The sequence below is a fragment of the Rhodococcus sp. NPDC060176 genome (genome assembly GCF_042728675.1).
Taxonomy (GTDB): Bacteria; Actinomycetota; Actinomycetes; order Mycobacteriales; family Mycobacteriaceae; genus Rhodococcus_F.
Genome location: NZ_JBHWYS010000003.1, coordinates 956,956 through 982,462, shown reverse-complemented (window position 1 = coordinate 982,462; position 25,507 = coordinate 956,956). Strand labels below are relative to the sequence as shown.

At 62.9% G+C, this 25,507-nt stretch carries 24 protein-coding genes; 15 read left to right on the top strand and 9 right to left on the bottom strand.

Annotation, left to right across the window (positions count from 1 at the left end):
- Positions 1 to 45: 45 nt before the first annotated feature.
- From ACFWEM_RS19500 to clpB, 3 genes are all read right to left on the bottom strand, one after another.
- Positions 46 to 933 carry a hypothetical protein gene (locus ACFWEM_RS19500; protein WP_378536186.1) on the bottom strand — a complete coding sequence of 296 codons (888 nt, stop codon included), beginning with the start codon at positions 931 to 933 and terminating at the stop codon, positions 46 to 48.
- An 86-nt stretch (positions 934 to 1,019) separates the two neighbouring features.
- Positions 1,020 to 1,976 (bottom strand): hypothetical protein, encoded by a 957-nt coding sequence (locus tag ACFWEM_RS19495; protein ID WP_378536087.1) that lies wholly within the window; start codon positions 1,974 to 1,976, stop codon positions 1,020 to 1,022.
- A 173-nt stretch (positions 1,977 to 2,149) separates the two neighbouring features.
- The gene (gene clpB, locus ACFWEM_RS19490; protein WP_230816327.1) at positions 2,150 to 4,702 is read right to left on the bottom strand and encodes an ATP-dependent chaperone ClpB; all 2,553 of its coding nucleotides are present in this window, start codon (positions 4,700 to 4,702) and stop codon (positions 2,150 to 2,152) included.
- A gap of 182 nt (positions 4,703 to 4,884) precedes the next feature.
- On the opposite strand from clpB, the gene ACFWEM_RS19485 reads away from it, so the two are divergent.
- Together ACFWEM_RS19485 and ACFWEM_RS19480 are read left to right on the top strand one after the other, a co-directional pair.
- Positions 4,885 to 6,081, top strand: coding sequence for an FAD-binding oxidoreductase (locus tag ACFWEM_RS19485; protein WP_378536085.1), 1,197 nt, complete (start codon positions 4,885 to 4,887; stop codon positions 6,079 to 6,081).
- Positions 6,082 to 6,097: 16 nt separating this feature from the next.
- Positions 6,098 to 6,844 carry an FAD-binding oxidoreductase gene (locus ACFWEM_RS19480; RefSeq protein ID WP_050656278.1) on the top strand — a complete coding sequence of 249 codons (747 nt, stop codon included), beginning with the start codon at positions 6,098 to 6,100 and terminating at the stop codon, positions 6,842 to 6,844.
- Positions 6,845 to 6,847: 3 nt separating this feature from the next.
- Here the strand turns inward: ACFWEM_RS19480 and ACFWEM_RS19475 are convergent, their stop codons facing one another.
- Positions 6,848 to 8,008 (bottom strand): globin domain-containing protein, encoded by a 1,161-nt coding sequence (locus tag ACFWEM_RS19475; protein WP_378536083.1) that lies wholly within the window; start codon positions 8,006 to 8,008, stop codon positions 6,848 to 6,850.
- Positions 8,009 to 8,243: 235 nt separating this feature from the next.
- On the opposite strand from ACFWEM_RS19475, the gene ACFWEM_RS19470 reads away from it, so the two are divergent.
- Entirely contained in the window at positions 8,244 to 9,431 is a 1,188-nt protein-coding gene (locus ACFWEM_RS19470; RefSeq protein WP_378536081.1) for a nitric oxide synthase oxygenase, read from the top strand.
- Positions 9,432 to 9,437: 6 nt separating this feature from the next.
- On the opposite strand, the gene ACFWEM_RS19465 is transcribed toward ACFWEM_RS19470, so the two are convergent.
- Both ACFWEM_RS19465 and ACFWEM_RS19460 read right to left on the bottom strand, forming a co-directional pair.
- Entirely contained in the window at positions 9,438 to 10,823 is a 1,386-nt protein-coding gene (locus ACFWEM_RS19465) for a CitMHS family transporter (RefSeq protein WP_378536079.1), read from the bottom strand.
- A gap of 93 nt (positions 10,824 to 10,916) precedes the next feature.
- The gene (locus ACFWEM_RS19460) at positions 10,917 to 11,969 is read right to left on the bottom strand and encodes a Bug family tripartite tricarboxylate transporter substrate binding protein (protein ID WP_378536077.1); all 1,053 of its coding nucleotides are present in this window, start codon (positions 11,967 to 11,969) and stop codon (positions 10,917 to 10,919) included.
- 112 nt (positions 11,970 to 12,081) lie between these two features.
- On the opposite strand from ACFWEM_RS19460, the gene ACFWEM_RS19455 reads away from it, so the two are divergent.
- Positions 12,082 to 13,734, top strand: coding sequence for an ATP-binding protein (locus tag ACFWEM_RS19455; RefSeq protein ID WP_378536075.1), 1,653 nt, complete (start codon positions 12,082 to 12,084; stop codon positions 13,732 to 13,734).
- The gene (locus tag ACFWEM_RS19450; protein WP_378536073.1) at positions 13,731 to 14,414 is read left to right on the top strand and encodes a response regulator; all 684 of its coding nucleotides are present in this window, start codon (positions 13,731 to 13,733) and stop codon (positions 14,412 to 14,414) included. Before ACFWEM_RS19455 ends, ACFWEM_RS19450 begins: the two co-directional genes overlap by 4 nt.
- A 24-nt stretch (positions 14,415 to 14,438) precedes the next feature.
- Here the strand turns inward: ACFWEM_RS19450 and ACFWEM_RS19445 are convergent, their stop codons facing one another.
- A complete protein-coding gene (locus tag ACFWEM_RS19445; RefSeq protein WP_042453457.1) occupies positions 14,439 to 16,013 on the bottom strand; it encodes an AMP-binding protein in 1,575 nt (524 codons plus the stop codon).
- 222 nt (positions 16,014 to 16,235) lie between these two features.
- Here ACFWEM_RS19445 and ACFWEM_RS19440 point away from each other — a divergent pair, with 222 nt between their 5' ends.
- From ACFWEM_RS19440 to ACFWEM_RS19420, 5 genes are all read left to right on the top strand, one after another.
- A complete protein-coding gene (locus tag ACFWEM_RS19440; protein WP_378536071.1) occupies positions 16,236 to 16,781 on the top strand; it encodes a hypothetical protein in 546 nt (181 codons plus the stop codon).
- A gap of 126 nt (positions 16,782 to 16,907) precedes the next feature.
- The gene (locus ACFWEM_RS19435; RefSeq protein WP_378536069.1) at positions 16,908 to 18,104 is read left to right on the top strand and encodes a Rieske 2Fe-2S domain-containing protein; all 1,197 of its coding nucleotides are present in this window, start codon (positions 16,908 to 16,910) and stop codon (positions 18,102 to 18,104) included.
- Positions 18,105 to 18,155: 51 nt separating this feature from the next.
- Entirely contained in the window at positions 18,156 to 19,337 is a 1,182-nt protein-coding gene (locus ACFWEM_RS19430; RefSeq protein ID WP_378536066.1) for an acyl-CoA dehydrogenase family protein, read from the top strand.
- A 39-nt stretch (positions 19,338 to 19,376) separates the two neighbouring features.
- Entirely contained in the window at positions 19,377 to 20,288 is a 912-nt protein-coding gene (gene bphC, locus ACFWEM_RS19425) for a biphenyl-2,3-diol 1,2-dioxygenase (protein ID WP_378536064.1), read from the top strand.
- A gap of 210 nt (positions 20,289 to 20,498) precedes the next feature.
- On the top strand, positions 20,499 to 21,281 hold the full coding sequence (locus ACFWEM_RS19420; protein WP_283305929.1) for an IclR family transcriptional regulator: 783 nt from the start codon (positions 20,499 to 20,501) through the stop codon (positions 21,279 to 21,281).
- Position 21,282: 1 nt separating this feature from the next.
- Here ACFWEM_RS19420 and ACFWEM_RS19415 read toward each other — a convergent pair whose 3' ends face one another.
- A complete protein-coding gene (locus ACFWEM_RS19415) occupies positions 21,283 to 21,984 on the bottom strand; it encodes a PadR family transcriptional regulator (protein ID WP_378448547.1) in 702 nt (233 codons plus the stop codon).
- 225 nt (positions 21,985 to 22,209) lie between these two features.
- Between ACFWEM_RS19415 and ACFWEM_RS19410 the strand changes: the two genes are divergently transcribed.
- From ACFWEM_RS19410 to ACFWEM_RS19400, 3 genes are all read left to right on the top strand, one after another.
- Positions 22,210 to 22,710 (top strand): flavin reductase family protein, encoded by a 501-nt coding sequence (locus ACFWEM_RS19410; protein WP_378536062.1) that lies wholly within the window; start codon positions 22,210 to 22,212, stop codon positions 22,708 to 22,710.
- A gap of 114 nt (positions 22,711 to 22,824) precedes the next feature.
- The gene (locus ACFWEM_RS19405; RefSeq protein WP_378536060.1) at positions 22,825 to 23,211 is read left to right on the top strand and encodes a nuclear transport factor 2 family protein; all 387 of its coding nucleotides are present in this window, start codon (positions 22,825 to 22,827) and stop codon (positions 23,209 to 23,211) included.
- Positions 23,211 to 23,456, top strand: coding sequence for a hypothetical protein (locus tag ACFWEM_RS19400; protein ID WP_317552662.1), 246 nt, complete (start codon positions 23,211 to 23,213; stop codon positions 23,454 to 23,456). The genes ACFWEM_RS19405 and ACFWEM_RS19400 overlap by 1 nt, the downstream gene beginning before the upstream one ends.
- Here ACFWEM_RS19400 and ACFWEM_RS19395 read toward each other — a convergent pair.
- Positions 23,429 to 23,914, bottom strand: a complete 486-nt coding sequence (locus ACFWEM_RS19395) for a flavodoxin family protein (RefSeq protein ID WP_378536058.1) — start codon at positions 23,912 to 23,914, stop codon at positions 23,429 to 23,431. The genes ACFWEM_RS19400 and ACFWEM_RS19395 overlap by 28 nt on opposite strands.
- A gap of 119 nt (positions 23,915 to 24,033) precedes the next feature.
- On the opposite strand from ACFWEM_RS19395, the gene ACFWEM_RS19390 reads away from it, so the two are divergent.
- On the top strand, positions 24,034 to 24,468 hold the full coding sequence (locus ACFWEM_RS19390) for a nucleotidyltransferase domain-containing protein (RefSeq protein WP_378536057.1): 435 nt from the start codon (positions 24,034 to 24,036) through the stop codon (positions 24,466 to 24,468).
- Positions 24,465 to 25,094 (top strand): uridine kinase, encoded by a 630-nt coding sequence (locus ACFWEM_RS19385; protein ID WP_378536055.1) that lies wholly within the window; start codon positions 24,465 to 24,467, stop codon positions 25,092 to 25,094. The genes ACFWEM_RS19390 and ACFWEM_RS19385 overlap by 4 nt, the downstream gene beginning before the upstream one ends.
- Positions 25,095 to 25,507 lie beyond the last annotated feature (413 nt).

Sequence of the window (25,507 nt, the reverse complement as noted above, 5' to 3'; positions counted from 1 at the left end):
CCGGCCACGCTAGTGGTTATTGCTACTGGACGGGAACCTTAAAGGTCAGTCGACCGGACGAATTGTGCCCGAGCGCTGCGACGCCGGACGCTGAGCCGGTTTGTCAGCCGCCTCGGGCTTGCGCAGCGATTGGTCCTGACGTGGCGCAGTTTCATGCGGTCCGAACTCACGCGATGCAGACTCACGCGGCGAAAACTCACGCGGCGCAGCTTCACGAGGCGGCTGCTCCTGACGCGTACGGGGCTGCTCTACCGGATCCGGAGTGGGGCGAGACTTCTCGGCGCCCGGCCGCGGGCGGCTCGGATCGTGATCGACCTCGAGTTCGTTGGGATCCGTGACCGGGGGCAGTACATGCAAAATGCCGGACAGGCGCGCAACCGACTCGATTGCAGCGTCCCAATCCCGGCCGTTGCTGGTCACCGGGAGCGAACCGAGCGTCCACTGCCCTTCGCTCCACAGCATGCTGATCGACGGCGGAACGGATTCGGTGAACGCCACCATGCGCTGATCACAGACGCGACGAGCAATCTCGAGGTCCGTTGCAAAAACCACCCGGGAACCGATCGCACCCAGCAGGTTCAGGTCGCCGTCCTTGGGCGGAGCCGTCGACTTCAACCGAAGATCGATGTCGACGTCCGACCCGATCTCGCGGCGAACGGCCACGATGGTTGCGGTCTCTTCCAGGTCGAACAGCACGAACTGCTCGCCGCGACGGCGGCCGCGGACGACGTCGGTGGCAGTCAGGTAGTCCTGCTTGGCCATGACCGCGCGGTGCCATTCGCCTGCCAGCTGATCATCAGTGGCCGTGTACGTGTAGCCCTGCGCCTTTGCCCAGATCTGGCGCACTCGCCCCGATTGATCTCGCCTCGTCCTGTCGACGTACAGAAGCGCACCCGCGCCTGCGAGTGCAATTACTGCCAGTCCGAACCACATTCCAGTCATCACCCTCCAGGGTAGCGACTCACGGCCTCAACCTCCCGCGACACCCTGGTGGACTCGCCCGATGTGTCGTGAACGACTCAGTTGCCGAACTTCGGCAACGACGTACTCAGAATCGTGTTCGCGGTCATCGTGCCGTTCTCCACCGGCGTTCCGTCGACGACGATGTTGTCTCCCGGTTGCAGATCCGCGATGGTCGCGCGGTTGAGCGCGATGAGCGTGGTGTCCGAGGTGGTCAGGACCGTCACCTGCGAGCCGCCGATCGAATCGATGACCAACGTGCCGCCGTCGTTCGACTTCACGGTGCCGACGGCTCCCCCGGCGTCACCGATCACTTCGCCGAGCCCGCCCGGAAGCTGGCTGAGCGGGGAATCCGTCGTCGGAGTCGGCGCAGTTGTGCTCGCCTTCGGCGGTGTGGTGGTCGGTGCCTGCGTCGTGGTGGTCGGGGGGACGAAAGCGGTCTGGGTGCCCTTGTCGTTCGAACCGAACGCCGAGAACGCGATGATCGCGATCACGGCGACGAGGATCCCGACCACGCCGGCGGCCACCCACGTCCCGAGCTTGCGCTTCTTGCCACCTCCGGGCGACCCGTCTTCGATGAACGGCTGTTCCGGCGGAACTCCACCGCCGCCCCCGGCAACCGGGTACTGCTGTGTATTTCCGTACTGCTGCGTGTTCCCGTACTGCTGGGCCGTGTAAGGCGGATAGGCCTGCGTCGCACCGGGCGGCGGTGCCTGCGGATCGAACTGCGGGTTGTAGGCGGGAAAGGCCTGAGTGGGGTTCGGCTGCTGCCCCTGCTGACCCAAGTACTCCGTGTTCTGATCCGGACCACCGTAGGGATACTGCTGTGCCCCCGGATACTGCTCTGCCCCCGGCTGCTGACCGAAATACTCCGTCGGCTGGTTCGGATTCGACGGGCCGGACACCGTCCCGTATTGCTCCGTCGGCTGGTCGGGCGTACGCCCCCACACCTCGGTCGCCTCGGGATCCTCACGGCGCGGCCCACCCGAATTACGCGGATCGTTCTGATCGGTCATGCCTGGCTCACCTTCGGTTAGGACGAAAGAGCGTCGAAGTCGTTCGGAGAGGCGCGGGTGCAGACTTCCCCAGTTCGAGCATCCAGCCATCCAGGGTAGAACAAAAAGCGAATGCCCCGCCGATCCACTTGGATCGACGGGGCATTTCGCTTACCGAATCGAGGCAGAACCGATCAGGAGAGAACCAACTGATCCGCGTCCTCGCTGACACCGACATGCACGGTGTCGCCGTCCTGGACCTTGCCGGCCAGGAGCAGCTTGGCGAGCTGGTCGCCGATCGACTGCTGAACAAGTCGACGCAGAGGCCGAGCGCCGTACAGCGGGTCGTAGCCGCGCACTGCAAGCCACATCCGGGCCGCACCGTTCACCTCGAGGGTGAGACGACGCGCAGCCAGACGCTTCTGCAACTGCTCGAGCTGGATGTCGACGATGTGCTCCAACTGCTCTTCGGAGAGCGAGTCGAAGACAACGACGTCGTCGAGACGGTTGATGAACTCGGGTTTGAACGCGTGGCGTACCGCGTCCATGACCTGCTCACGTGTTCCACCGGATCCCAGGTTGGAGGTCAGGATCAGGATGGTGTTGCGGAAGTCCACCGTGCGGCCTTGACCGTCGGTGAGTCGGCCTTCGTCGAGCACTGCGAGCAGGACGTCGAACACGTCGGGGTGTGCCTTCTCGACCTCGTCGAAGAGGACCACCGAGTACGGGCGTCGCCGAACTGCTTCGGTGAGCTGGCCGCCGGCTTCGTAGCCGACGTATCCCGGAGGGGCACCGACGAGTCGGGCCACCGAGTGCTTCTCACCGTATTCGCTCATGTCGATGCGGATCATCGCGCGCTCGTCGTCGAAGAGGAAGTCCGCCAAGGCTTTGGCGAGCTCCGTCTTACCGACGCCGGTCGGGCCGAGGAACAGGAAGGAACCGGTCGGCCGATTGGGGTCGGCGACACCTGCTCGGGCGCGGCGGACCGCATCCGAGACGGCGACGACGGCGTCGGTCTGGCCGACTACCCGCTTGCCGAGTTCGGACTCCATGCGGAGCAGCTTCTCGGTTTCGCCTTCCATCATCCGGCCGGCGGGGATTCCGGTCCAGGCTGCGACCACGTCTGCGACGTCGTCGGGCCCGACCTCTTCCTTGAGCATCACGTCACCGTCGGAGGCAGCTCCGGAAGCGGCTGCTGCCTCTTCCAGTTCCTTCTCGAGCGCCGGGATGCGGCCGTAGCGCAACTCGGCTGCCTTGCCCAGATCGCCGTCACGCTCAGCGCGTTCGGACTCTCCTCGCAGGGTTTCGAGCTGTTCCTTCAGCACGCGCACCGAGTCGATGGCCTGCTTTTCGTTCTGCCAGCGGGTGCTGAGCTGATTGAGCTTTTCGCGGTCGTCGGCGAGTTCCTGACGCAGCTTCTCGAGCCGTGCCTTGGACGCGTCGTCGGTTTCCTTCTCGAGTGCCACTTCTTCGATTTCGAGTCGGCGAACGGTGCGTTCCACCTCGTCGATCTCGACGGGTCGCGAGTCGATCTCCATGCGAAGTCGCGATGCGGCTTCGTCCACGAGGTCGATGGCCTTGTCCGGCAGGAACCGCGACGTGATGTAGCGGTCCGACAGCGCGGCAGCAGCCACCAACGCGGAGTCGGTGATGCGCACGCCGTGGTGCACTTCGTAGCGCTCCTTGAGGCCGCGCAGGATGCCGATGGTGTCCTCGACCGAGGGCTCACCGACGAGCACCTGCTGGAAGCGACGCTCGAGTGCTGCGTCCTTCTCGATGTACTTGCGGTACTCCTCGAGCGTGGTGGCACCGACCAGTCGCAGCTCACCGCGGGCGAGCATCGGCTTGATCATGTTGCCTGCGTCCATCGCGGATTCACCGGTGGCACCGGCGCCGACGATGGTGTGCAACTCGTCGATGAAGGTGATGACCTGTCCGGCACTGTTCTTGATGTCGTCGAGGACAGCCTTGAGGCGCTCCTCGAATTCACCGCGGAACTTGGCGCCCGCGACCATGGACCCGAGGTCCAGGGACACGACGGTCTTGCCTCGCAGCGATTCCGGGACGTCACCCGCGACGATGCGTTGGGCCAGGCCCTCCACGATCGCGGTCTTGCCGACGCCGGGCTCACCGATGAGTACAGGGTTGTTCTTGGTACGACGCGAGAGCACCTGCACGACACGACGGATCTCGGTGTCGCGACCGATCACCGGGTCGAGCTTGCCGCTTCGTGCGGCTTCGGTGAGGTCGGTCGAGTACTTTTCCAGCGCTTGGTAGGTGCCTTCGGGCTCTGGGCTGGTGACGCGAGCGCTGCCACGGACGGTGGTGAAGGCTTCACGCAGTGCGTCCTGGGTGGCGCCGTGGCGCACGAGCAACTGTGCGACGTCGGAGTCGCCGCCGGCCAGTCCGTAGAGGACGTGCTCGGTGGAGACGTACTCGTCGTCCATCTCGGTGGCGAGGTGCTGAGCAGCGGTCAGTGCCGCGAGTGCCTCACGGCCGAGTTGCGGAGTGGAGCTTGCGCCGGTTGTCTTGGGCAGGCGATCGACGATTGCCTGTGCTTCTCGGTGTACGACGGTGGGGTCGACGCCTACAGCTTTGAGTAGTGGGGCAGCGATGCCGTCGGTCTGGTCGAGCAATGCGACCAGCAGATGGGCAGGCCGGATATCGGGGTTACCCGCCGACGACGCCGACTGCAGTGCAGCCGTCATCGCAGCCTGGGTCTTGGTTGTTGGTGTGAACGAGTCCACTTGTCACCTTTCTGGCGAAGTCGAACGGGAAGAGCCGCGACCGGTTGGTATTGCGACTGTGTCAATATGCTCAACGCGGACAAACTTGAGTCTATTCCGCTCAAGTTTGTTTTCGCCAGGCCGAGTTGGTTTCGTAGGTCACATTTTCAGCCGTACTAGAATTGTGGCGAGAGTTGCAGCTGGTGCGAAAGGGGGATGGATTGGATCCGACAGTGATTGCCCGTCTGCAATCCAGCCTCGATTCTCTGACCGACGACGAGGAGAGCCGTGCGCACTTCTCGGCCGTGTTCTACACCGGCCTCTTTGCGGAACATCCTCTGTACCGCTCATTGTTCCCGGCCGGGATGGAATCGCAGGGGCACCGTTTCTTCAGAGCCATCGAGTTCGTCGTCAAGAACCTCCCCCAGCATCGTCGGATCCGGAAGTTCCTCACCCAACTCGGCCGCGATCATCGCCGCTACGGCGTCGAGCGTGAGCACTACGAGGCTGCCGGTGTTGCACTCGAGCGCGCGGTTCGGTCGATGTACGGAACCAGCGCGCACAGTCGCTACAAGTGGACACCGGAACTGGAGGATGCCTGGTCTCAGTTCACCGACCTCGTCGTCAGCACGATGGCCGACGGCGCCGAATCCGACACGTCCCCGGCGCTCTGGGGTGGAACCGTGGTCAGCCACGAACGAGTGCTCGACGATCTGGCGATAGTGCGCCTCGAAGCCGACCCACCCATTCCGTACGGGGCGGGGCAATACCTCGGCGTTCAGATTCCCCAACGCCCGAAGATGTGGCGGTACTACTCGCCGGCGATTCCGACCAACCCTTTCGGTCAGCTCGAGTTCCACATCCGCAAGGTGTCGGGAGGATGGGTCAGCCCGGCGATCGTCGGTGAAACCAATGTCGGTGACCGCTGGGTCATGTCCACTCCCCTCGGCGGCTTGGAGGTCGACTTCACCAGCGACCGCGACGTTCTCATGATCGGCTCTGGCACCGGCATCGCCCCACTGCGAGCCCAGGTGATGGAAATGTCTCAGCGCGCGAACAATCCGCGCGTGCACCTGTTCGTCGGCGGACGGTATCCGTGCGACCTCTACGACCTCGAAACGCTCTGGCACATCTCGCTCAGCAACCCGTGGTTGACCGTCGTACCGGTATCCGAAGAACCCGAAAACCCTTGGTGGCACAACGGACCGGTACTCGAACCCCCCTTCGGAATGCACAGCCGACTGATCGGACCAATCGGAAAAGTGGTTTCGCAGTTCGGCTCGTGGGCCGACCGCCAGGTCCAGATCTCGGGGTCACCGTCGATGATCAAGACGACCGTCTACGCCTTGCGCGCCGGCGGAACTCCGCTCGACCAGATCCGGCACGACCCGCTCTACTGACTACAGGAGAACTTTCATGGCCCAGCGAACCTGGTCGAGCACAGTCGTCGAACATCACCGTCTCCGTGAGGATCTGGCGGTTGTCCGCCTGGTTGGCGACGTCGTCCCGTTCCGCCCCGGCCAGTACGTCGACGTCAGCGTTCCGCAGAATTCGCGGTTGCTCCGCCGGCTCTCCCCCGCCCTGCCTCCCTCACACGACGGGAAGTTGGAGTTTCACGTCAAGACGGTTCCCGGCGGTTGGGTCAGCGGTTCGATAGTCAAGGACACCCAACCCGGTGACGTCTGGCAGATACTCGACCCGCGCGGCAATCTGTCGGTCGACGAGAACGGCCCCACCGTCATCATGGTCGCGGGCGGAACCGGTTTGGCCCCACTCCGCTCGATCATTCTCGATCTGGCTCAGACCCCGAACCCGCCGCAGGTGTACCTCTTCTTCGGCGGCCGAACGCTTCGTGATCTCTACGCAGCGGACATGCTGTGGCTGCTGGCCGACCAGTTTCCGTGGTTGCAGCCGATTCCCGTCGTCGAAGATCTCTCAGACGGCGGCCCGCCCGACGGATGGTTCGACCGGTTGAACGTCGACATCGGATTCGGCGACGATCATCTCATCGAGGGAACGCTCGCCGACGTTGTCGCGTCGTACGGCGCGTTCACCGAACATCAGGTCTTGGTGTGCGGATCCGCGGCCATGGTTCGATCGACGCGTGATCGGTTGATCGAGGCCGGCACCCCGGCCGACGTCATTCAGTTCGACCCGTACTGACGATCAGTACGTCGGATCATTGCGAACGGTGTCGACGTCGATGCCCACTGCGCGAAGCCTGAATTTGGTGCTGTTGACCATGGATTCGCTGCCGACGACCTGGATGTCGTAGCCCGCCCAGTCCCCGAACGAGGTCACGACCTTGCCGACCTTGCCGACGATGCGCCTCTTCATGCCGATCGGCGGGAGTGGCTCCGCTTCGGTGTGCCACCACGGATTCTCGTCCTCTTCGGAGACGGGGACGATCGTGAGCCACGGGTGCTTCTCGGCCAACTTCCACAGGTGTGGAAGGTCGTAGAGATCGCACGGATTCTGACCGGAATAGAACAGATGAACCTTGCGCGTGTTTCCGCGTCGGATCAGCTCGAGTATCTGCGCGCGAAGAGGCGCGACACCGGTTCCCGACGCGATCATCAGCAGGTCCTTGGAGTTCTCCGGAATCCCGAGTGCACCGATCGGCGAGCCGACCACCCAGGTGTCGCCGACGGCGGTCTGGTTGACCATCGCCGGGCTGACCCAACCACCGGTGACCTGACGGATGTGGAACTCGAGGATTCCGCTTCCGTCGTACGGCGTGGCCGGTGAGAGGTAGCGCCACATGCGCGGCCTCGCGGCGACCTGCACGCTGACGTACTGACCGGCGCGGTACTCCATCGTCTGGTCGAGTTGCAGCCGGACGACGGCGACGCCCTTGATGACCGGGCGGCATTCGATGACGGTGGCACTCCAGGCAGGCGGACCGTCCTCGGCGTTGGCGGCGTCCATCATCGCTGCCGAGATGATCGCGAGCGCGTTACGCCACGCGCTGTCGACCTCGTCTGTCCACAGTTCGGCACCGCCGAACGTCTCGAGCGCTTCGATCAAGGCATTGCCGACGGCCGTGTAGTGCTCGTCGGTGACTCCGTACTTACGGTGATCGCGGCCGAGCTGCGCGAGGTACTCGAGTATCGCGTCGGACTCGTCGAGACGTTCGACGACGTGAGCGATAGCGCTGACGAGCCGATCCCGCTGCACATCCATCGCTGCCGGAAAAAACTCACGGGTTTCGGGCGATCGAGCGAACAGAATCGAATAAAAGGTACGGGCGAGCCGTTCCGGACCATCTTCTACCGCAGCGACGGATTTGAAGCTCGACCGGACCAGAGAAATTGCTTGCGAATCCACGCTCATCCTCGTCCCGACTAGACGCGGCAAGACCCGCCGCGGAATTTCGTCTGCAGCTTATGTCACAAATGTCTGACTCGTAAATCATTCTGGACAAGTGTCACAATGCGACCCCATTTCGCGGTGTGACCGTCCCTTTCTTATTCTTGCGTGCAAGATAAACAAGAGCTTCGACACTCTCGATCGCCGAGCTAACGTTCAGCGAAATCTCAACCAGCCAAACAGGAGTCGTGCCGTGGATTTTGTTCGACAGGACGAATTGCCCACCGATAGCGGGCTTACGTCCCAGATCGCCTCCACTACCCCGACGCTGACCGAGCTTCAACGTCGGGAACTCGAGTGCGTCGAATTTTTCGACTCTCCGGAACTGGGCCACCTCCCGACGTCTCGGCGGCGCGAGGCCTTGCGTGAGCTCCATCGGACCGGTACCTACACGCACACAGCGGAGGAATTGCTCGTCGGCGCCAAACTCGCCTGGCGAAACCACGCCAGGTGTGTCGGCCGCGCGCATTGGCGGACCCTCAAACTCATCGACGCGCGCGATGCCGTCACGGCTTCCGCTCTCGCAGAAGCATGCTGGGAGCACCTGCGTATGTCGACCAACGGCGGCGCTCTGCAGTCGGTCGTGACGGTCGGGCCACTCCCCCGAGAGGACGGTCAGGAGTACCGCATCCTCAGCCCGCAACTGATCCGCTACGCCGGCTACCGGCAGCCTGACGGCACCATCCTCGGCGACCCGTGGCACGTCGATCTGACCGCTCAGGTCACCGCGATGGGATGGAAAGGCGCCGGTACGCCGTTCGACGTTCTCCCCGTACTGATTTCGGTTCCCGACGAACCCCTGCAGTACTTCGACGTCCCGGCCGACCTCGTTCTCGAGGTCGAGATCGAGCATCCCGAATACAGCTGGTTCGCTGATCTGGGACTTAAATGGCATGCCGTTCCCGCAGTCTCGGACATGAACCTCGACATCGGCGGAATCGTGTACCCCTGCACGCCGTTCAGCGGTTGGTACGTCAGCACCGAGGTCGGAGCCCGTAACTTCAGCGACGGCGATCGCTACAACATGTTGCCCACCATCGGAGCGATGATGGAGCTCGACATGAGCCACGACCGCACGCTCTGGAAGGACCGCGCACTGGTCGAGTTGAACCGCGCAGTTATTCACAGCTACCGCAAGGCCGGCGTCATCATGGTCGACCACCACACTGTCGCAAAGCAATTCATCGATCACATCGCGCGCGAGGACAAGGCCGGGCGCAAGTGCCCCACCGACTGGTCATGGGTGAACCCGCCCATGTCCAGCTCGCTCACGCCGACGTTCCACCGCCTGTACGACGAGCCCGATCTCGACATCCGGCCCAACTTCGTGACAAAAAAGAAGAAGGGCACCGACCAAGGCCGGTGCCCCTTCCACAACTGATCGCGCTCAGAAGGGGATCTGTCCCAATCCGACGCCGACCACGAGCATCGTGATCGAGATCAGACCGGCTCGCCACAGAACCTTCTTGTGGTGATCCGCCAGCGACACACCGGCGAGTGTGACCAGGAGCAGGATCGCCGGGACCAGCGGGCTCTGCATGTGCACTGCCTGCCCGGTGATCGACGCACGTGCCATCTCCACCGGCTCGATGCCGTACTGCGCTGCCGTCTCGGACAGCACCGGGAGCACACCGAAGTAGAACGCGTCGTTGGTCATGAAGAACGTGAGCGGAATGCTCAGGACGCCGGTGATGACGGCGAGGTGCGGGCCCATCGCGTCCGGAATGACCTGCAGCAGCCACTCTGCCATTGCCTCGACCATGCCGGTTCCCTGGAAAACGCCGGTCAGTACGGCTGCTGCCAGCACCATCGCGACCACCGAGACGATGCTCGACGAATGGCGTGCGATTGCTTCACCCTGATCCTTGACCGCCGGGAAGTTGACCGCGAGGGCGATCGACGACGCGATCATGAAGAGGACCGGAATGGGCAGGATGTCCATCACGAGCACAACGAGAAGGATCGTCGTCAGCGCTGCGTTGAACCAGAGCAGCTTCGGCCGCAAGGTGTCACGCCCGGGGGCAAGTCCGTCGATGAAGCGTCCGGTGTCGCCGCCGTCGTCTTCCGGCTCGTTCGAGCCGCCGGTGCCGGCGCTTCCGGTGCTGGAACTTCCACCGTTTCCGACCTTTTCGAGGATGCGCTCAGAAGTCAGGACCAAAGTCCCGATCCTTCGGCGCTCCATGATCCCGAGGTGAATGGCGAACCCGAGCACCATGATCAGTCCGACGATCAACGACGGCACCATCGGGACGAAGACGTCGGAAGGTGAGAGTCCCAGCGCGCTCGCGGCCCGGACGGTCGGGCCACCCCAGGGAATGATGTTCATCGTCGCGTTGGACAGGCCGGCGATCACCGTCAGGACGACGGGACTGACGCCGAGTTTGAGGTAGAGCGGGAGCATCGCGGAGGTCACGATGATGAAGGTCGTCGAACCGTCGCCGTCCAGGGAGACAACCATCGCGAGCACTGCGGTTCCGACCACGAGCCGCATCGGATCGTCACGCACCATCCGCAGGATGAGCTTGACCAGCGGATCGAAGAGTCCGACGTCGATCATGATTCCGAAGAAGATGATCGCGAAGAACAACAGCGCCGCGGTGGGTGCGAGCGACTTGATGCCGTCGGTGATCATGTCGCCGATTCCGAGGCCGGCCCCGGCAAGTAGTCCGAAGGCCACCGGAACCAGAGTCAGTCCCACCACCGGGGTCGCGCGTTTGGTGAGGATCAGGAACATGAACACCGCAACCATGAGGAAGCCGAGTGTGACGAGCATGATGAACTCCTTTTGTGCTGAATTGCCGAGAAAAACGGCACGGCAAATCGAGCCGGTGACCTTCGTTGAGGTGAAACGAAACTTCGGTTGTGCTTAGTTGGTGCCGGGCGGATCGAGTGTTGCGTCGACAAACCGGGATTGATCGGTGAGGAATGCGGAGAACTCGGGTTCGGTGAGAACTGCACTGTTCCAACCGTTTCGGCGAGACAGCTCGTTCCACCGCGGGCTTGCCGCCAGATCCCGCACCAAATTCTGCAAGTGCTGACGCTGATCGTCCGTCAGGCCCGGCGGCGCCATGAGCCCGCGCCAATTGGTGAACGTGACGTCGACGCCGGACTCCGCCATCGTGGGCGCATCCACCGCCGGGGTACGGGCCGGTGAGCTGACCGCAAGGACCCGAACCGTGCCTGCCGCAATCTGATCGAGGTACTCACCGATACCCGTAGCAGCGACGTCGACCTGCCTCGTGAGCAGTGCGGGAAGCAGTTCTCCGCCGCCGTCGTAGATGCGGTACGGGGAGCGCGACGGATCGACACCAACCGCGCGGGCGAACAGAAGGCGGAACAACCCGTCCGGTCCACCTTCACTCGAACCACCGCCGATCGAGATCGACGACGGATCCGCCACCCACGCCTGCGTCAGATCGGCGAGAGTTTTGTACGGTGAATCTGCTGGAACCAGTAGCGCTTCCGGTTCTTCGACCAGTCTCGCGATCGGCGTCACGTCGGCAAGTGTGTGCTCGGACGGCAGTATCTCGAGCGAACCGAGAACTCCGAGTCCCATGACCATGAGAAGGTCGGGGTTTCCGCGTTCGAGAGCCAAGCGGTTGAGTCCGACGATGCCGCCCGATCCGGGCAGCACAACGACGTCGGCGTCGACGGTTCCTTCGTCGGCAAGTGCTTGCACCATGGTCCGGGCAGTCAGGTCGTAACCACCACCGGCCACCGAGGGCACCAGTACGCGCAGTTCTTCGGAACTCTCACCCGCTCGGTCACCGGCAAGAAAGGACTCGAGCGGAGTACATCCGGTCGAGAGCACGAGAGTCATCGCGCAGGCACCGAGCAGGGCGATATGCCTGCTCAGCCGCTTCGATGCGCTCATGGCCTTGTCCTTCTCTGCCGGTACTGATGTGTGAACAGGTTTCATACTGGCGCACTTTGTGACTGGGGTCACCATTGGGAAAGCAAATTGATTTGTGCTCATTGTGCTCACGAACGGCCGCTTTCCCGGCATCGAACTGAAGGCTAGGGTCTGGCTGGTGTCCTCAGGAAACGAGCAGGCGGAGCGAGAGCGCAAGTTGCCTCTGCGTGCGCGACTGCGTCGGCGCCGGCACACTCTCGCGACACAACTTCTCGAACTGCAACTTCTGATCGTCGTTGCGGTTCTCGTGTGCGTCACTGCTCTCTCCCTCGCGCAGTCGTCTGCGAGTTTCCAACGCGAGGAAGGACGCCGCGCACTCTCGGCAGCGGAATCGCTCGCAGCCAACCCGGCAGTACGCGAACTGCTCCCCCAGGCTCAGACCCGCCTCCGCTCCGGACTACAAGGTTCTGTCGACTCGGTGCGCGCCATCTCGGGCGTCACTTACGTCTCGCTTGCCGACGCCGACGGCGGTGTCGTGATTTCGACGCGTCCCGGCGATGTCGGCATCGACGCACGTCAGACCCAGGATCGGTCATGGACGGGTTTGGTCGACACCCCCTCCGGCAAGGCCGTGGAGGCGCACGTTCCGATTCTCGGCAGCGAAGGAGCGATTACCGGAACCTCGATCGTCGGCATCGAGTACCCCTCGATCTGGACGCGGCTAGGGCAGTCCGCGCCGAATCTCCTGGTGTACCTCGCGGTGGCATCCCTTCTCGGCGGCGTCGGGTCGATCCTGTTGGCCCGCAGGGTCAAACGGCAGACCCTCGGCATGGAGGCCGGCGAGATCCTGGACCTGGTTCGCCAACGTGAAGCAATGCTGCGCGGCCTCAAGGAAGGCGTCATCGCCTTCGACGCACAGGGAAAAGTGGTGCTGATGAGCGACAGTGCCCACCAACTCCTCGACATCCCACGGGGCAGCGCCGGTAGATCGGTGCGGGACCTCGGCCTCGACGACCGCCTCCAGAGTGTACTGACTTCCGGCACAACCGAATCCGATCAGTTGGTTCTTGTGGGCGATCGCCTGCTCGTCCTCAACACCGTCTTGATCGAATCGAAGGGCCGCACCATCGGTTCGGTCACCACTTTCCGCGACCGCACCGAATTGCGTTCCGTGGAAGAAGAACTCGACGTGACCAAAACCAGCACCGACGCACTACGCGCTCACATCCACGAGTTCGACAATCAACTGCACACCATCTCCGGCCTCATCCAACTCGGCGAATACGACGAGGTGGTCGGCTACGTCGAGGGTCTGACCATGGAGCGCGCGCAGGTCAGTGCGACCGTGACCGAGAAGATCGCCGACGTCGGCACCGCCGCACTCGTGATCGCCAAGATAGGCGCCGCTGCACAGGGGTTGGTCACGGTCGAACTGGCGCCGGACACGCATCTGGAGACGGTGGACCGCAGACTCGGACGAGATCTCGTGACGGTGGTCGGAAACCTCGTCGACAATGCCGTCGACGCCGTCGGTGAGATGCCGGAAGCCTCGCGTCGCAAGGTTCGGCTGTCGATTCGCGACCGTGGCACCGCCGTCGAAGTGCGGGTGGAAGACGCCGGCCCCGGTATCGCGCCGGAGAATCGCGACAGGGTGTTCGGCCAGGGTTGGAGCACCAAGGGACAATCGAGTGACGGACACGGTTTCGGCTTGGCGCTGGTACGCCTGACGTGTCGTCGGCGAGGCGGCGATGTCACCGTGAGCACTCGTTCGGCAGAAAGCATCGAGTGGACTGTCTTCACGGCAGTCCTGCACGACGGAGAGGGCGCATGATCCGGGTACTGGTGGTCGACGACGACTTCATGGTGGCGAAGGTGCACAGCGGATTCGTCTCGCGGATAGACGGTTTCGAAGTGTGCGGCGTTGCCCATTCGGCCGAGGCCGCCCTGACCGCAGTCGGTGAGTTGCAACCCGACCTGGTTCTTCTCGACGTCCACCTGCCCGGCACCACCGGACTCGATCTGATCGCCCCGTTTCGCGAGCTGGCACCGGAGCTGGATGTTCTTGTCATCACGAGTGAACGCGAGGCGGGCTCGGTCAAGAAGGCACTGCGCAGCGGCGTCGTGCATTACCTGATGAAACCATTCACGTTCGACGTTCTACGTGAGCGTCTCGAGCGGTACCGATCGACGTACGCGAACCTCGACAGCATCGGAGAAGCTGAACAGCGAGCGGTGGACGAGGCTTTCGGCGTGGCCGGTGGCGCGACCGCGGCATCGTCCCTCAAGGGTCTACCGAAAGGACTCAGTCCCGAGACCCTTCAGCTGGTCGAGACAGCACTTCGTGACGAAACCGAACCCGCCTCGGCTACAGACATTTCCGAGAGGGTCGGCATCTCGCGGGCGAGCGCGAGGCGCTACCTCGAGTACCTGTACGAAACCGGGCGATCCACCACCTCGCTGAAATACGGAGTGGTGGGCCGCCCGGAGCGTCGATACGTCTGGAAACGCTGAACCTGCGCTACACGACGCTGGTTGCTAGACCGCGCGGGCGCTGGTCTCCCAGTACCTCGCGCGCAGTGCCTTCTTGTCCAACTTGCCCAGCGGCGTCAGCGGAAGGGAATCCACGAAGTCGATGCTCTTGGGCGCGTGAACCGAACCCTTGGCCGCCTTCACCTTCTCGACCAGTTCCTCGGTGTCGACGGTCAGTCCGGCACGAAGCACCACGCACGCCTTGACGGCTTCGCCCCACTTGTCGTCGGGCACACCGACTACCGCCACCGACGCGACGGACGGGTGCGCCGAGATCACGTCCTCGATCTCGCGCGGAAACACGTTGAAACCACCGGTCACGATCATGTCTTTCTTGCGATCGACGATCGACATGAACCCGTCCTTGTCCTTACGCGCGATGTCGCCGGTGTGCAGCCAACCACCACGGAATGCCTCGGCGGTCTCGGCCGGCTTCTTCCAATACCCCTTCATGATCAGCGGACCGCGCACGCAGATCTCACCGAGTTCTCCCTGCGGCACCTCGTTGAGGTCGTCGTCGAGCAACCGGACGTCGAGCCACGGCACCGGCCGTCCACAGGTGGCGAGGCGAGCCGGATCGTCGGCGAGGTGTTCTTCCTTGCGCAGCACCGAGATTGTCATGCCGCACTCGGTCTGACCGTAGAACTGGAAGAAGATCTGACCGAACTTCTTGATGCCCTCCTGCAATCTGGCCGGAGACATCGCGGACGCTCCGTAGAACAGCGTCTGCAAACTCGAGACGTCACGCTTGGGCAGATCCGGGTGATCCATGAGCATGTAGATCATGGTGGGTACCAGCATGGTTGCCGTGATCTTGTGCTTCTCGATCGCCTCGAGCACCGCGCCTGGTTCGAAGGCGGGCAGGACGATCAACGCGCCGCCGCGCAGCAAAGTCGGGATGAAGAAAGCTGCACCCGCGTGAGAGAGGGGCGTGCAGATGAGGAAGCGGTTGTCCTCGGGCCACTGCCACTCCGACATCTGGATCTGATTGAGCGCCGCACCCGAACGGAAGGACCCCACAACACCTTTGGGCTTGCCGGTCGTTCCACCGGTGTAGACCATGCTGCTGGCGTCTTCGGCGTCGACGTGCGCAGCCTTCAGCGGCGCGGGCTCGAACGTGGCAGCCAGCGCGAGGATGTCGATTCCCACCTCGGACGGCCCCATCGAGAGCACGTTGGTCAACGAAGGCGACGACGCCTTCAACTCGGCGGCACGCTCCTCGAAGGCGTTGGGATCGAAGATGAGGGTCTCGATCTCGGCGTCGTCGACGATGTACTTGTGATCGTCGAGCGATCCCATCGGGTTCAGGGCACTTGCCCGGCACCCGGTGATCATGGTCGCGCCCATGCTGATCAGGACCTCGGGGCGGTTCTTCGACAGCATTGCGGTGCTGGTGCCCTGAGTGATTCCCAGTGACGCGAGCGCCTGGGCGAAGCAGCTGATCTGATCGCGCATCTGACCGCCGGTGAGGATCACGTCGCCGAGGTACAGCGCGGGCTTGTCGTGATTGCGTTCCAGAGCGGTGATGAGCAGGTCCGGACCGTAAACCGGTCGGTGCAGGTCAGCGAACTCGTCTGTCATCTGGTCTTCCTTCTGCTCGGCGCGTGCAGTCATCGAGATGTGCTCCCGGTCACGGATACGATATCCAGAATTGCACAAAACTGGAACAGGTTCCACCTCTTCGATCGAATCCGAGAATGCTCCCGATCAGCGGGAAGCCCGTCGTCACCCGCCAGAGCGGTGGTTAGCGTCGATGTACCCACCGAGACGACCGTGTCTCGGTCGCGTCCAACGGAGAGTGTCATGACTACCAACCTCGGTACCGCCCACTTCACGGCAACTGCTCCCCGTGCTGCCACCACGCTCCTGTCCGATTTCGACTCGTTGTACGGAACCGTGCGCTCCGCACCCGACGGGTCCGTCGTCGAGCAGGACGTCGTGTTCTTCGGACGCCCCGACCCCGGCGCGCTGCTCACCGGATCCGTGAGGTCGCTGGGTTCGACGCTCGAGCGGATCACCGAATACCACGATCAGACCGGGCATCTGGTGGCCGAGGTCTTCGTTCGTGAAGCCCCGACACCTGACGCCGGAACCGATTCCGTTGCCGCCCTTGCTGATTTCGCCGCTCGACGTTACGGTTCCGCGTCGCTACGCCGGTTCCGCGGACGCTGCACCTCGACCTCCGTAGGAACAGATCTGAACTGCTCCGTGACGGTGCTCGCCACGTACGAGAAGGACCACGAGAGCGTCACCGACGTAGCTCTGGTCGCCACCGATCCCGCCGGGGTCGTCACCGCCCGCGCCTGGGCGACTTACGCGATCGACAATGCGGCGACTCTCGCGAGCTGAATCTCTGCAGGTCACCGAGTAGGCGTTCCATCCAGCGGGAACTGCCGTATCTCCAGCGGGCGCTTCGTCGTTGTATGAGGCGGATCACATCACTGGAGCGTCGCAAGACGCGGCTCGGAGGAAGACATGGCACTCGGAACCGGCCCACTCACCACTACGGACGCCCCGACGCAGTCGGGCGCCGGCGAGGAAATTCGAGAAATCGAAGCGGCAGCGCCTCCCGCGCGGTTCGCGCGTGGATGGCACTGCCTCGGACTCAGCAAGACCTACCGCGACGGTCAACCCCACCAGATCGACGCATTCGGCACCAGCCTTGTCGTCTTCGCAGACAGTAAGGGCGACATCAAGATCCTCGACGCCTACTGCCGCCACATGGGCGGCAACCTGGCGCAGGGCACGGTCAAGGGCGATTCGATCGCCTGCCCGTTCCACGACTGGCGTTGGGGCGGTAACGGAAAATGTACGGCGATCCCCTACGCACGACGGGTTCCGCCGCTGGCCAAGACGCGGGCGTGGACCACACTCGAGAAGAACGGCCAGCTCTTCGTCTGGCACGACCCCCAGGGAAATCCCCCGCCCGCCGAGGTCACAATTCCCGACATCGAGGGTTTCGGAAGCAGCGAGTGGAGCGACTGGAGCTGGAACACGCTCACCATCGAAGGCTCGCATTGCCGCGAGATCGTGGACAACGTCGTGGACATGGCCCACTTCTTCTACGTTCACTACTCGTTCCCCAAGTACTTCAAGAACATCTTCGAAGGTCACGTCGCGAGCCAGTACATGGAATCGGTGGGACGTGAGGACATCATCAGCGGTACCAACTACGGCGATCCCAACGCTGTGCTTCGTTCGGATGCATCGTATTTCGGTCCGTCGTACATGATCGACTGGATCAAGAGCGAAGCCAACGGGCAGATCATCGAGACCGTATTGATCAACTGCCACTACCCCATCTCGAACAATGCCTTCGTGTTGCAGTACGGCGCGATGGTCAAGAAGCTTCCCGGTATGGACGACGAGTCCACTGCCGCGATGGCAGCGCAGTTCACCGAGGGTGTCGAGATGGGATTCCTTCAAGACGTGGAGATCTGGAAGAACAAGGCCCCGATCGACAACCCGCTGCTCTCGGAGGAGGACGGCCCGGTTTACCAGTTGCGGCGCTGGTACAACCAGTTCTACACCGATGTCGAGAACGTCACGGAAGACATGACGAAGCGCTTCGAATTCGAGATCGACACCACCCGCGCAGTGGAGAGCTGGAAGCGGGAAGTCGCCGAAAACGTTGCCGCACGTGACGCCCAGGCGCTCGAGACAACCTCCTGATTCGCAGTCGAAAACACTTCTGAGACAACCTGACTGAACGCAAGGAACAACATGACGTACGAAGTGCTCGAACAGATCAACGCGATGGCCGACGACATCTTCGCCGAAGGCATCGAGGCCGAGCGGATCGGCCGGGTGGCCGACGACACTGCCAAGAAGATGAAGGCAATCGGTTCCATCCGCATGCTGCAACCCAAGGAACACGGCGGCATGGAGGCGCATCCTCGCGAATTCGCCGAGACCGTCATGCGCATGGCTTCGCTGAATCCCTCGGCCGGCTGGGTCCACGGGATCGTCGGCGTTCACCCGTGGCAGCTTGCGTTCGCGGATCCGAAGGTGCAGCAGGAGATCTGGGGATCGGATCCCGATACCTGGATGGCGTCGCCGTACATGCCCGGCGGAATGTGTATCCCGACCGACGGTGGCTACAAGTTCTCCGGTCGCTGGCAGTTCTCCTCCGGCACAGACCATTGCGACTGGGCATTCCTCGGCGCGATGGCCTGTGACAAGGACGGCAACATGGAGATGCCGCCGCGCATGCTCCATGTCATCATTCCGCGTACCGACTACGAGATCATCGAAGATTCGTGGGATGTCATGGGACTTCGCGGCACCGGCTCCAAAGACCTCGTGGTCAAGGATACCTACGTCCCCGATTACCGCGTCATGGACTGCGACGAGGTCATCGACGGCACGGCCGTGCGCAAGTACGGACGCACCGAGACGCTGTACCTGATGCCGTGGTCGAACATGTTCCCCCTCGGTATCACCGCCGCCACGATCGGCATCTGCGAGGGAATGCTCTTCCACGCCAACGAGTACCAGGCCGATCGCATCAACGCACAGGGCACGGCCGTCAAGGACGACCCGTACACCTTGTTCGCGATCGGTCAGGCAACTGCCGACATCCGGGCCGCGCGCGACACCCTGCTTGCCAACGTCGACCGCATGTGGGATCGAGTGGACGCCGGCAAGGAAGTGACCTTCGAGCAGCGCGCCGAGGGACGTCAGACTCAGGTGCAGGCCGCCTGGCGCGCGATCAACGCGATCGATCAGGTCTACCCACGCTGCGGCGGCAACGCACTGCGGATGGACAAGCCGCTCCAGCGATTCTGGCGCGACGCTCACGCTGGGCAGCATCACGCAATTCACGTACCGGGCACCGTATTCCACGCCGCCTCACTGAGCCGCCTCGGCGCCGACCCGCAGGGTCCGCTGCGGGCGATGATCTGATCAGACTTCGACACAAGAAATCGACAGGAACCAGACACGATGACACACACTGACATCAAGGGACTTGGCTACGTCAAGATCTCGACCAACGACATGGCACGTTGGCGCACTTTCGCTTTCGACGTTCTCGGCTTCGCCAAGGGCAGTGGGCCGGATGAGAACGCTCTGTACCTGCGGCTCGACGAGCGCGCTGCGCGCATCGTCGTCGTCGAGGGTGAGCGCGACGAGATCGTCAACATCGGTTGGGAGGTCGCCGATCACGCCGCACTGCGCCGCGTTCAGGAAGCGCTCGAGAAGAACGGCACCGAGGTGGAGCAGCTTTCGCTCGCCGAGGCGGACGCTCGACGGGTCGAAGAAGTCATCGCCTTCACCGATCCCGGCGGAGCAGCTGTCGAGGTCTTCCACGGAGCGATCCTCGACCACAGCCCGGTGGTGACGCCCTTCGGCGCTCGATTCGTCACCGGCTCACAGGGTCTCGGCCACGTCGTGCTTCCGGTGATGGACAGCGCGGCGAGCTTCGACTTCTACACCGAGGTGCTCGGCTTCTACCCGCGCGGCGCGTTCCGTCTGCCGGCTCCGCCCGAATTCGGGCCGTTGCGAATCCGTTTCATGGGCGTCAACGAGCGTCACCACAGCTTGGCCCTGTGCCCGGCACCGCACGGCGGCGCGCCCGGCTTGATTCACATCATGGTCGAGGTGGACACCCTCGACGCCGTCGGCCAGGCACTCGACCGAGTGATGAAGGACGGGTTCTCCGTGTCGTCGACCCTGGGTCGTCACACCAACGACAAGATGATCTCCTTCTACGTCCGCGCACCCGGCGGCTGGGACATCGAGTTCGGCACCGAGGGCTCGAAGGTGGATCAGGACTCGTACTCCTCCGAGGAGATCACAGCAGACAGCTACTGGGGCCACGACTGGTCGGGTAGCGAGCCGCTGGCAGCGATGTAGTACCTGCCGGCAGCGATGTAGTACCTGCCAGTAGTTGAACGAAGGGGGGCCTGCGCGAGTATTCGCGCAAGCCCCCTTCGTCGTTTCTTCGGTGGCGCGCCCGAAAACAGACCGGTGATCCACTTCACAAATTCGGAAGTCTATGAAACTATTTCTAATTGAAATAGCCAGTTCACTGGTTGTGGAGCTCTAGGAGAAGTGAGGTACACGATGACACTGCAGGCTGTGGATGCTTTAGGCGGCGATTCGGCCCCGACGGCAATTCTCGATCGCGTCTCGCTGGTTCTCGACGCCTTCGACGGTCCCGGCAGGTTGACGCTCGCTCAAGTCGTTCGGAGCACGGGCCTTCCCCGCTCGTCTGCCCATCGCATGCTCGAACGTCTCGTCTCGATGCGTTGGCTGCGTCGCGACGGCCGCGACTACGAACTCGGTATGCGCCTCGTCGAATTGGGATCGCTCGCGGTTCATCAGGACCGCCTCCACGCTGCAGCCATGCCGCTTCTCCACGAGCTCTACCGCGTCACCGGCTTTGTGGTTCACCTCGGCATCCTCGACGGCCCCGATGTGGTCTACATGGAGAAGATCGGCGGACGCCTCGCAGCCGCGGTGCCGACGCGTGTGGGTGGTCGACGCCGGGCCGAGACCACTGCGATCGGTCAGGCGCTGCTCGCGTTCGGTTCGCCGAAGTCATCGGGTTACGCGCTGCCCCACCTCGCCCGGATTCGCGAATCCGGGGTTGCATTCGAAACCGGAAACGGCTTACCGGGATTCAGCTGTCTTGCGGCACCGATCGGCCCCATCGGCCGCGCTGTTGCCGCGGTATCCATCTGCGCGCCGTCGAAGGCTCTCCGCCTCGACCACGTCAGCGCAGCACCGGTTCGGATGGCGGCCGCTGCCATCTGGCGAGGCATCGACGGCGGATCGCTGAGCGTCACCCCGACATTGCAGCGTCGTCACCTGCTACGCAACATGCCGACCGCAGCCGGGGCCTGACTCAGATAGTCGAGCCGTTACCGGTGAGCCCGGCCTGCTCGAGCGCCAACACGTACTCCTCGACGTTCTTCCATCTGCCAGGCGTCGAGGGCAACGGCGATCCCAGTCGATCGTGCTCGGCGACGTTCGCGTACTCGGCGGACGCACGATCGATGTCTTCGAGAAGTTCGCGAGCAAGTTCGATCTCTGCTCGGAAGTAACGCTCCGACCAGCGCAACGTCATGACCGGGAACGACCAGGCCGGCTCGTTCTCGGCATGATCTGCGTGGAGTTTCGCGCGTCGAATCTGCTCTTCGACGTTGGCGATGTGGGCTTCCACCAGCGCCTTCAGTCGCTCGGGCTCGTTGAGATGCCCCATCCACAGACGCAGCATCACGCCGTGCTTGAGCACCGGAACCTCCACTGGAGCTTCGCGTGACCACGTCCGGACGGCGTCGGTTCCTGATTGGGTGATCGAGTAGAGGCGCTTGCCGCGTACACCCGGCTCGGAGACGACCCGAGACTCCACGAACCCGATGCTTTCGAGCTTCTTCAACTCTGCGTAGACCTGGCTGATGGACGGGCTCCAGTAGAAGAAGCCGACGCTCCAGTCAGCCCACTTCTTCAGATCGTTTCCGGTCAGTTCCTCCCCGAACGTGAGCATTCCGAGCACTGCCCAGCTGGTAGCGGGAAGTCCTCGGGACACGTCATCAGGTTCGGACATGCCCGAAGTCTAACAATCACTGGTGATTTGCTGGTTTCGTAGAATCCGAACGGACCGCTGAGCGGGATCAAATTTGTGTGAGACCCCTTCACCTGGCACTCGGCGGTCCGGATCCGGGCAGAGACGGCATTACTGCCATTGAGTGGGACTGCCGCTGGATTACGGCCGCGACGCCACACATCGTTGCTTCTGAAGTTGTTTGCAGAGTTCGAACAAGGAGACGACATGTCCGTGGAAAACGCCGAGCCGCCAGTTCTGGACGGGCGCACACTTCGTAACGTGATGAGCAATTTCTGCACCGGCGTCACCGTCATCACCGCTCACGACGGAGATTCGCCACTGGGCTTCACCTGCCAGTCCCTGGTCTCGGTATCGCTCGATCCCCCGCTGCTCTCGTTCTGCCCGGCGAAGACGTCGACGAGTTGGCTGAAGCTTCGTGAATCCGGAACTCTCTGCATCAACGTTCTCGCCCACGATCAGCAGGACATGTGTTCCGCCTTCGCGCGCGGCGGAACCGACAAGTTCCTCGGCATCGAGTGGGATGCCGCCGGCAACGGTGCTCCGGCGCTCAGCGGCGCGCTGGCCCGCATCGAGGCAACCGTCGAGCAAGAGCACGACGCCGGTGATCACACCATCGTCGTCGCACGCATCACCGATCTGAACGTGCTGCGCCATGACGGTCCGCTTCTGTTCTATCGCGGTGGATTCGGACGCTTCGACGCCTGAGTTTCTTGTGCCCGTCCCGCTGCGTGGGAGATTGCGGCGCCGAATCGAGACAGCACCGATAGCGTCCGAAGTAGTTGTCAGACCCTGAACTTCTCGACTGATCGGACTAACTCGATGACCACTCTCGAACCAGACACCACGACCGCGATCACGGCGACGGTAACCACCTACCTCGACGCCGTGGCTCGCGGATCGTCAGCGGACATCGCCGCCCTCTACGCCGAGAACGCAACGCTCGAAGACCCGGTCGGCAGCGAACCCCGCGTCGGCAAGGCTGCGATCACCGAGTTCTACGGCGCTCTCGAGGGCGGTTCGCAAGAGACGGAACTGCTTACCCTGCGGGTGAGCGGATCCAGCGCGGCCTTCCACTTCCGCGTCGTCACGCCGGTGGGCGATCAGGTCTACGAGGTCGAACCCATCGACGTCATGACGTTCGATGCGGACGCGAAGATCACGAGCATGCGCGCCTTCTGGTCACCGGCCGATCTGATTGCACGCTGATGCGGCAGGTCAGTTGCCGCAACTGCGGAAATCGTGTCCTGGTCGAGAAGTACAGCGACGCGCACACCAGCGTTCAATGGCTCGAAGAGTCGCAGGAAGTGTGCCCGGAGCTGGGGCGCGCGAACAGCCGTGCCAACGCTCAGCGGACATGTGGCGCTCTGCGTCAGACGATCAACGACCTTGCCGACGCCGGCGAGCTCGAGATGAGCCTTCGCAGTTACCCGGTGCCGGGCAAGCTGTCCTGAACGCTTCCGCGTAGCACTTCGGCGAACATGCGCGCCGATTCCAAGTCGTCGGCGTTCGGCCGCCCCTTCCGGATGCCGCCGACGAGTTTGAACGGCAGATACGTATCCCACGCACGCGACGAGAAGGCTGCGACCACATCGAAGCCCTTCTGTTCGAGGAGCTGAACCAGTGGGCGTGAGAAGCGGTGAATCCCCTTGTCGGGAAAACCACTGGTGGCGAAGACAAATGCCTTGGATCGGCGTTCTTCGGGGAGCGACTCGATGAACGCACGTAGGTTTTCGTGGTACGAGCGCAGGTAGATCCCGGATCCGAAGCCCACGAGGTCGTAGTCGGCGAGCTCCGCGGCGTCGATGTCGCCGGGTTCGACCACGCGAGCATCGAGAACTTCGCCGATGACGTCGGCGATCCGCCGCGTATTGCCGTGGGAGACAGAGGTACACACGATGATCGTCTTCATCGACTGCCTTCATTGGTCGTGGACATGTGCATCTTCTCCCATAGGTTTGTCACGTAACTCCACCAAGGATATGGGCAGGACTGCGCTCGACTTCCCTTTGGTGAGGAAAGATACCCGTCATGTCAGCACGATTGAAGGGGCGAAAACGCGCAGTCAACTCGTTGCTCGTCGACGTTGAACGATGGGCCGGTGAGCACGACAGCGTCAAAGCTGTAGCGCTGGTCGGGTCGTACGCGCGCGGTGCGGAGCGTATGGCAAGTGATCTCGATCTGATGATCCTGGCCGAAAACCCGGAGGCACTGGCCGATGAAGGCTGGTTCGTGCAGATCCGTCCCGACGCGCGTTTCGTCCGAGCAGCCAACTGGGGACCGATCCGAGAGCGACGCTTCCGCCTGGGCTCCGGTCTTCTCGTCGAACTGAATTTCGCGACTGAAAGCTGGGCGGACGTTCCGCTCGACGGGGGCACGAGGCGCGTGCTCGAAGACGGCCACCGAATTTTGTACGACACGGGGTCTCTTCGTGCTGCTGCGAGTGCTGTAGGAACTGATCGATGAGCACTGCGTCGGTCTTCGAAATCTTGGCCGCCGAAGTATCCGCGTTGCGCGGCTCGCCTCTCGTCGCGATCGACGGCGTCGACGGGAGCGGGAAGACGACCTTCGCAAAAAGCCTGGCGGCACAGCTGAATGCACGCCCCGTCATCGTGATTCACGTCGACGACTTCCTCAATCCGTCGGAGATTCGCCATCGTAGAGGGCGACAATCACCGGAAGGGTTCTGGCTCGACAGCTACGACTACGACGCCCTCGAACGACATGTTCTCGACCCACTGACGCCGCGAGGGAGCCGCGAGTACCGACAACGACGGGACAGCGACGCATACCTCGTTGCAGCCGATGGAGCGATCGTCCTCGTCGAAGGCCTTTTCCTGCATCGTGACGAACTCGCCGGACGATGGGACTACTCGATCTTCCTCGACGTGCCCTTCGGGATCACCGCCCAGCGTATGAACCTTCGCGACGGAACAAACGCAGATCCGGAACATCCGTCGATGAACAGATATGTCGGCGGCCAACGGCTGTACTTCGCCGCTGCGAAGCCCTGGACTCGGGCCGACTGCGTCATCGACAACGCCGACCCGCGCCTGCCGCACATCACGACACATGCCGCCCACGAAAAGTAATCCGTTGATCGCACCCTGATGGGGAGGCCAAGCTCGGTCGCCGTACAGAGTGCAGCCGCGTCGACGATTCCGTCGAAAACTGCTGGAGGAGTGGGTCTCTACTGGTGAAACTCTCGTAGAAATATCGCTCTGTCAGCTTGGCATGCAAACCGCTGGCGGTCACGGTCGCCCCCTGTCTGCCGCGGCAGCACAGACTTCCAGTCCTGCGGCGAGGAAGCTTCACGCTGAAGCGATGCCCGCTGCCCACCACTCAGACCGGCATACCGGCGGAGTGTCGGAGAAGCAGCGTGTCGATGTTGACAGACGACGCGAATGTGACGCAGACTGCCCAATCTGACAGGAATCACTGTCAGATGTAAACGGAAGGCAGGTACGTGATGTCGAAGATCCTGGCTGCTCCACCCATCCTGTCG

Excerpts from the sequence above, each read along its gene's own strand:
- ACFWEM_RS19500 (WP_378536186.1), bottom strand. The coding sequence starts at position 933 with ATGTGGTTCGGACTGGCAGTAATTGCACTCGCAGGCGCGGGTGCGCTT.
- ACFWEM_RS19495 (WP_378536087.1), bottom strand. The coding sequence starts at position 1,976 with ATGACCGATCAGAACGATCCGCGTAATTCGGGTGGGCCGCGCCGTGAG.
- ACFWEM_RS19480 (WP_050656278.1), top strand. The coding sequence starts at position 6,098 with ATGGCCCAGCGAACCTGGTCGAGCACAGTCGTCGAACATCACCGTCTC.
- ACFWEM_RS19465 (WP_378536079.1), bottom strand. The coding sequence starts at position 10,823 with ATGCTCGTCACACTCGGCTTCCTCATGGTTGCGGTGTTCATGTTCCTG.
- ACFWEM_RS19460 (WP_378536077.1), bottom strand. The coding sequence starts at position 11,969 with ATGAAACCTGTTCACACATCAGTACCGGCAGAGAAGGACAAGGCCATG.
- ACFWEM_RS19450 (WP_378536073.1), top strand. The coding sequence starts at position 13,731 with ATGATCCGGGTACTGGTGGTCGACGACGACTTCATGGTGGCGAAGGTG.
- ACFWEM_RS19445 (WP_042453457.1), bottom strand. The coding sequence starts at position 16,013 with ATGACAGACGAGTTCGCTGACCTGCACCGACCGGTTTACGGTCCGGAC.
- ACFWEM_RS19440 (WP_378536071.1), top strand. The coding sequence starts at position 16,236 with ATGACTACCAACCTCGGTACCGCCCACTTCACGGCAACTGCTCCCCGT.
- ACFWEM_RS19435 (WP_378536069.1), top strand. The coding sequence starts at position 16,908 with ATGGCACTCGGAACCGGCCCACTCACCACTACGGACGCCCCGACGCAG.
- ACFWEM_RS19430 (WP_378536066.1), top strand. The coding sequence starts at position 18,156 with ATGACGTACGAAGTGCTCGAACAGATCAACGCGATGGCCGACGACATC.
- bphC (WP_378536064.1), top strand. The coding sequence starts at position 19,377 with ATGACACACACTGACATCAAGGGACTTGGCTACGTCAAGATCTCGACC.
- ACFWEM_RS19420 (WP_283305929.1), top strand. The coding sequence starts at position 20,499 with ATGACACTGCAGGCTGTGGATGCTTTAGGCGGCGATTCGGCCCCGACG.
- ACFWEM_RS19415 (WP_378448547.1), bottom strand. The coding sequence starts at position 21,984 with ATGTCCGAACCTGATGACGTGTCCCGAGGACTTCCCGCTACCAGCTGG.
- ACFWEM_RS19410 (WP_378536062.1), top strand. The coding sequence starts at position 22,210 with ATGTCCGTGGAAAACGCCGAGCCGCCAGTTCTGGACGGGCGCACACTT.
- ACFWEM_RS19405 (WP_378536060.1), top strand. The coding sequence starts at position 22,825 with ATGACCACTCTCGAACCAGACACCACGACCGCGATCACGGCGACGGTA.
- ACFWEM_RS19400 (WP_317552662.1), top strand. The coding sequence starts at position 23,211 with ATGCGGCAGGTCAGTTGCCGCAACTGCGGAAATCGTGTCCTGGTCGAG.
- ACFWEM_RS19395 (WP_378536058.1), bottom strand. The coding sequence starts at position 23,914 with ATGAAGACGATCATCGTGTGTACCTCTGTCTCCCACGGCAATACGCGG.
- ACFWEM_RS19390 (WP_378536057.1), top strand. The coding sequence starts at position 24,034 with ATGTCAGCACGATTGAAGGGGCGAAAACGCGCAGTCAACTCGTTGCTC.
- ACFWEM_RS19385 (WP_378536055.1), top strand. The coding sequence starts at position 24,465 with ATGAGCACTGCGTCGGTCTTCGAAATCTTGGCCGCCGAAGTATCCGCG.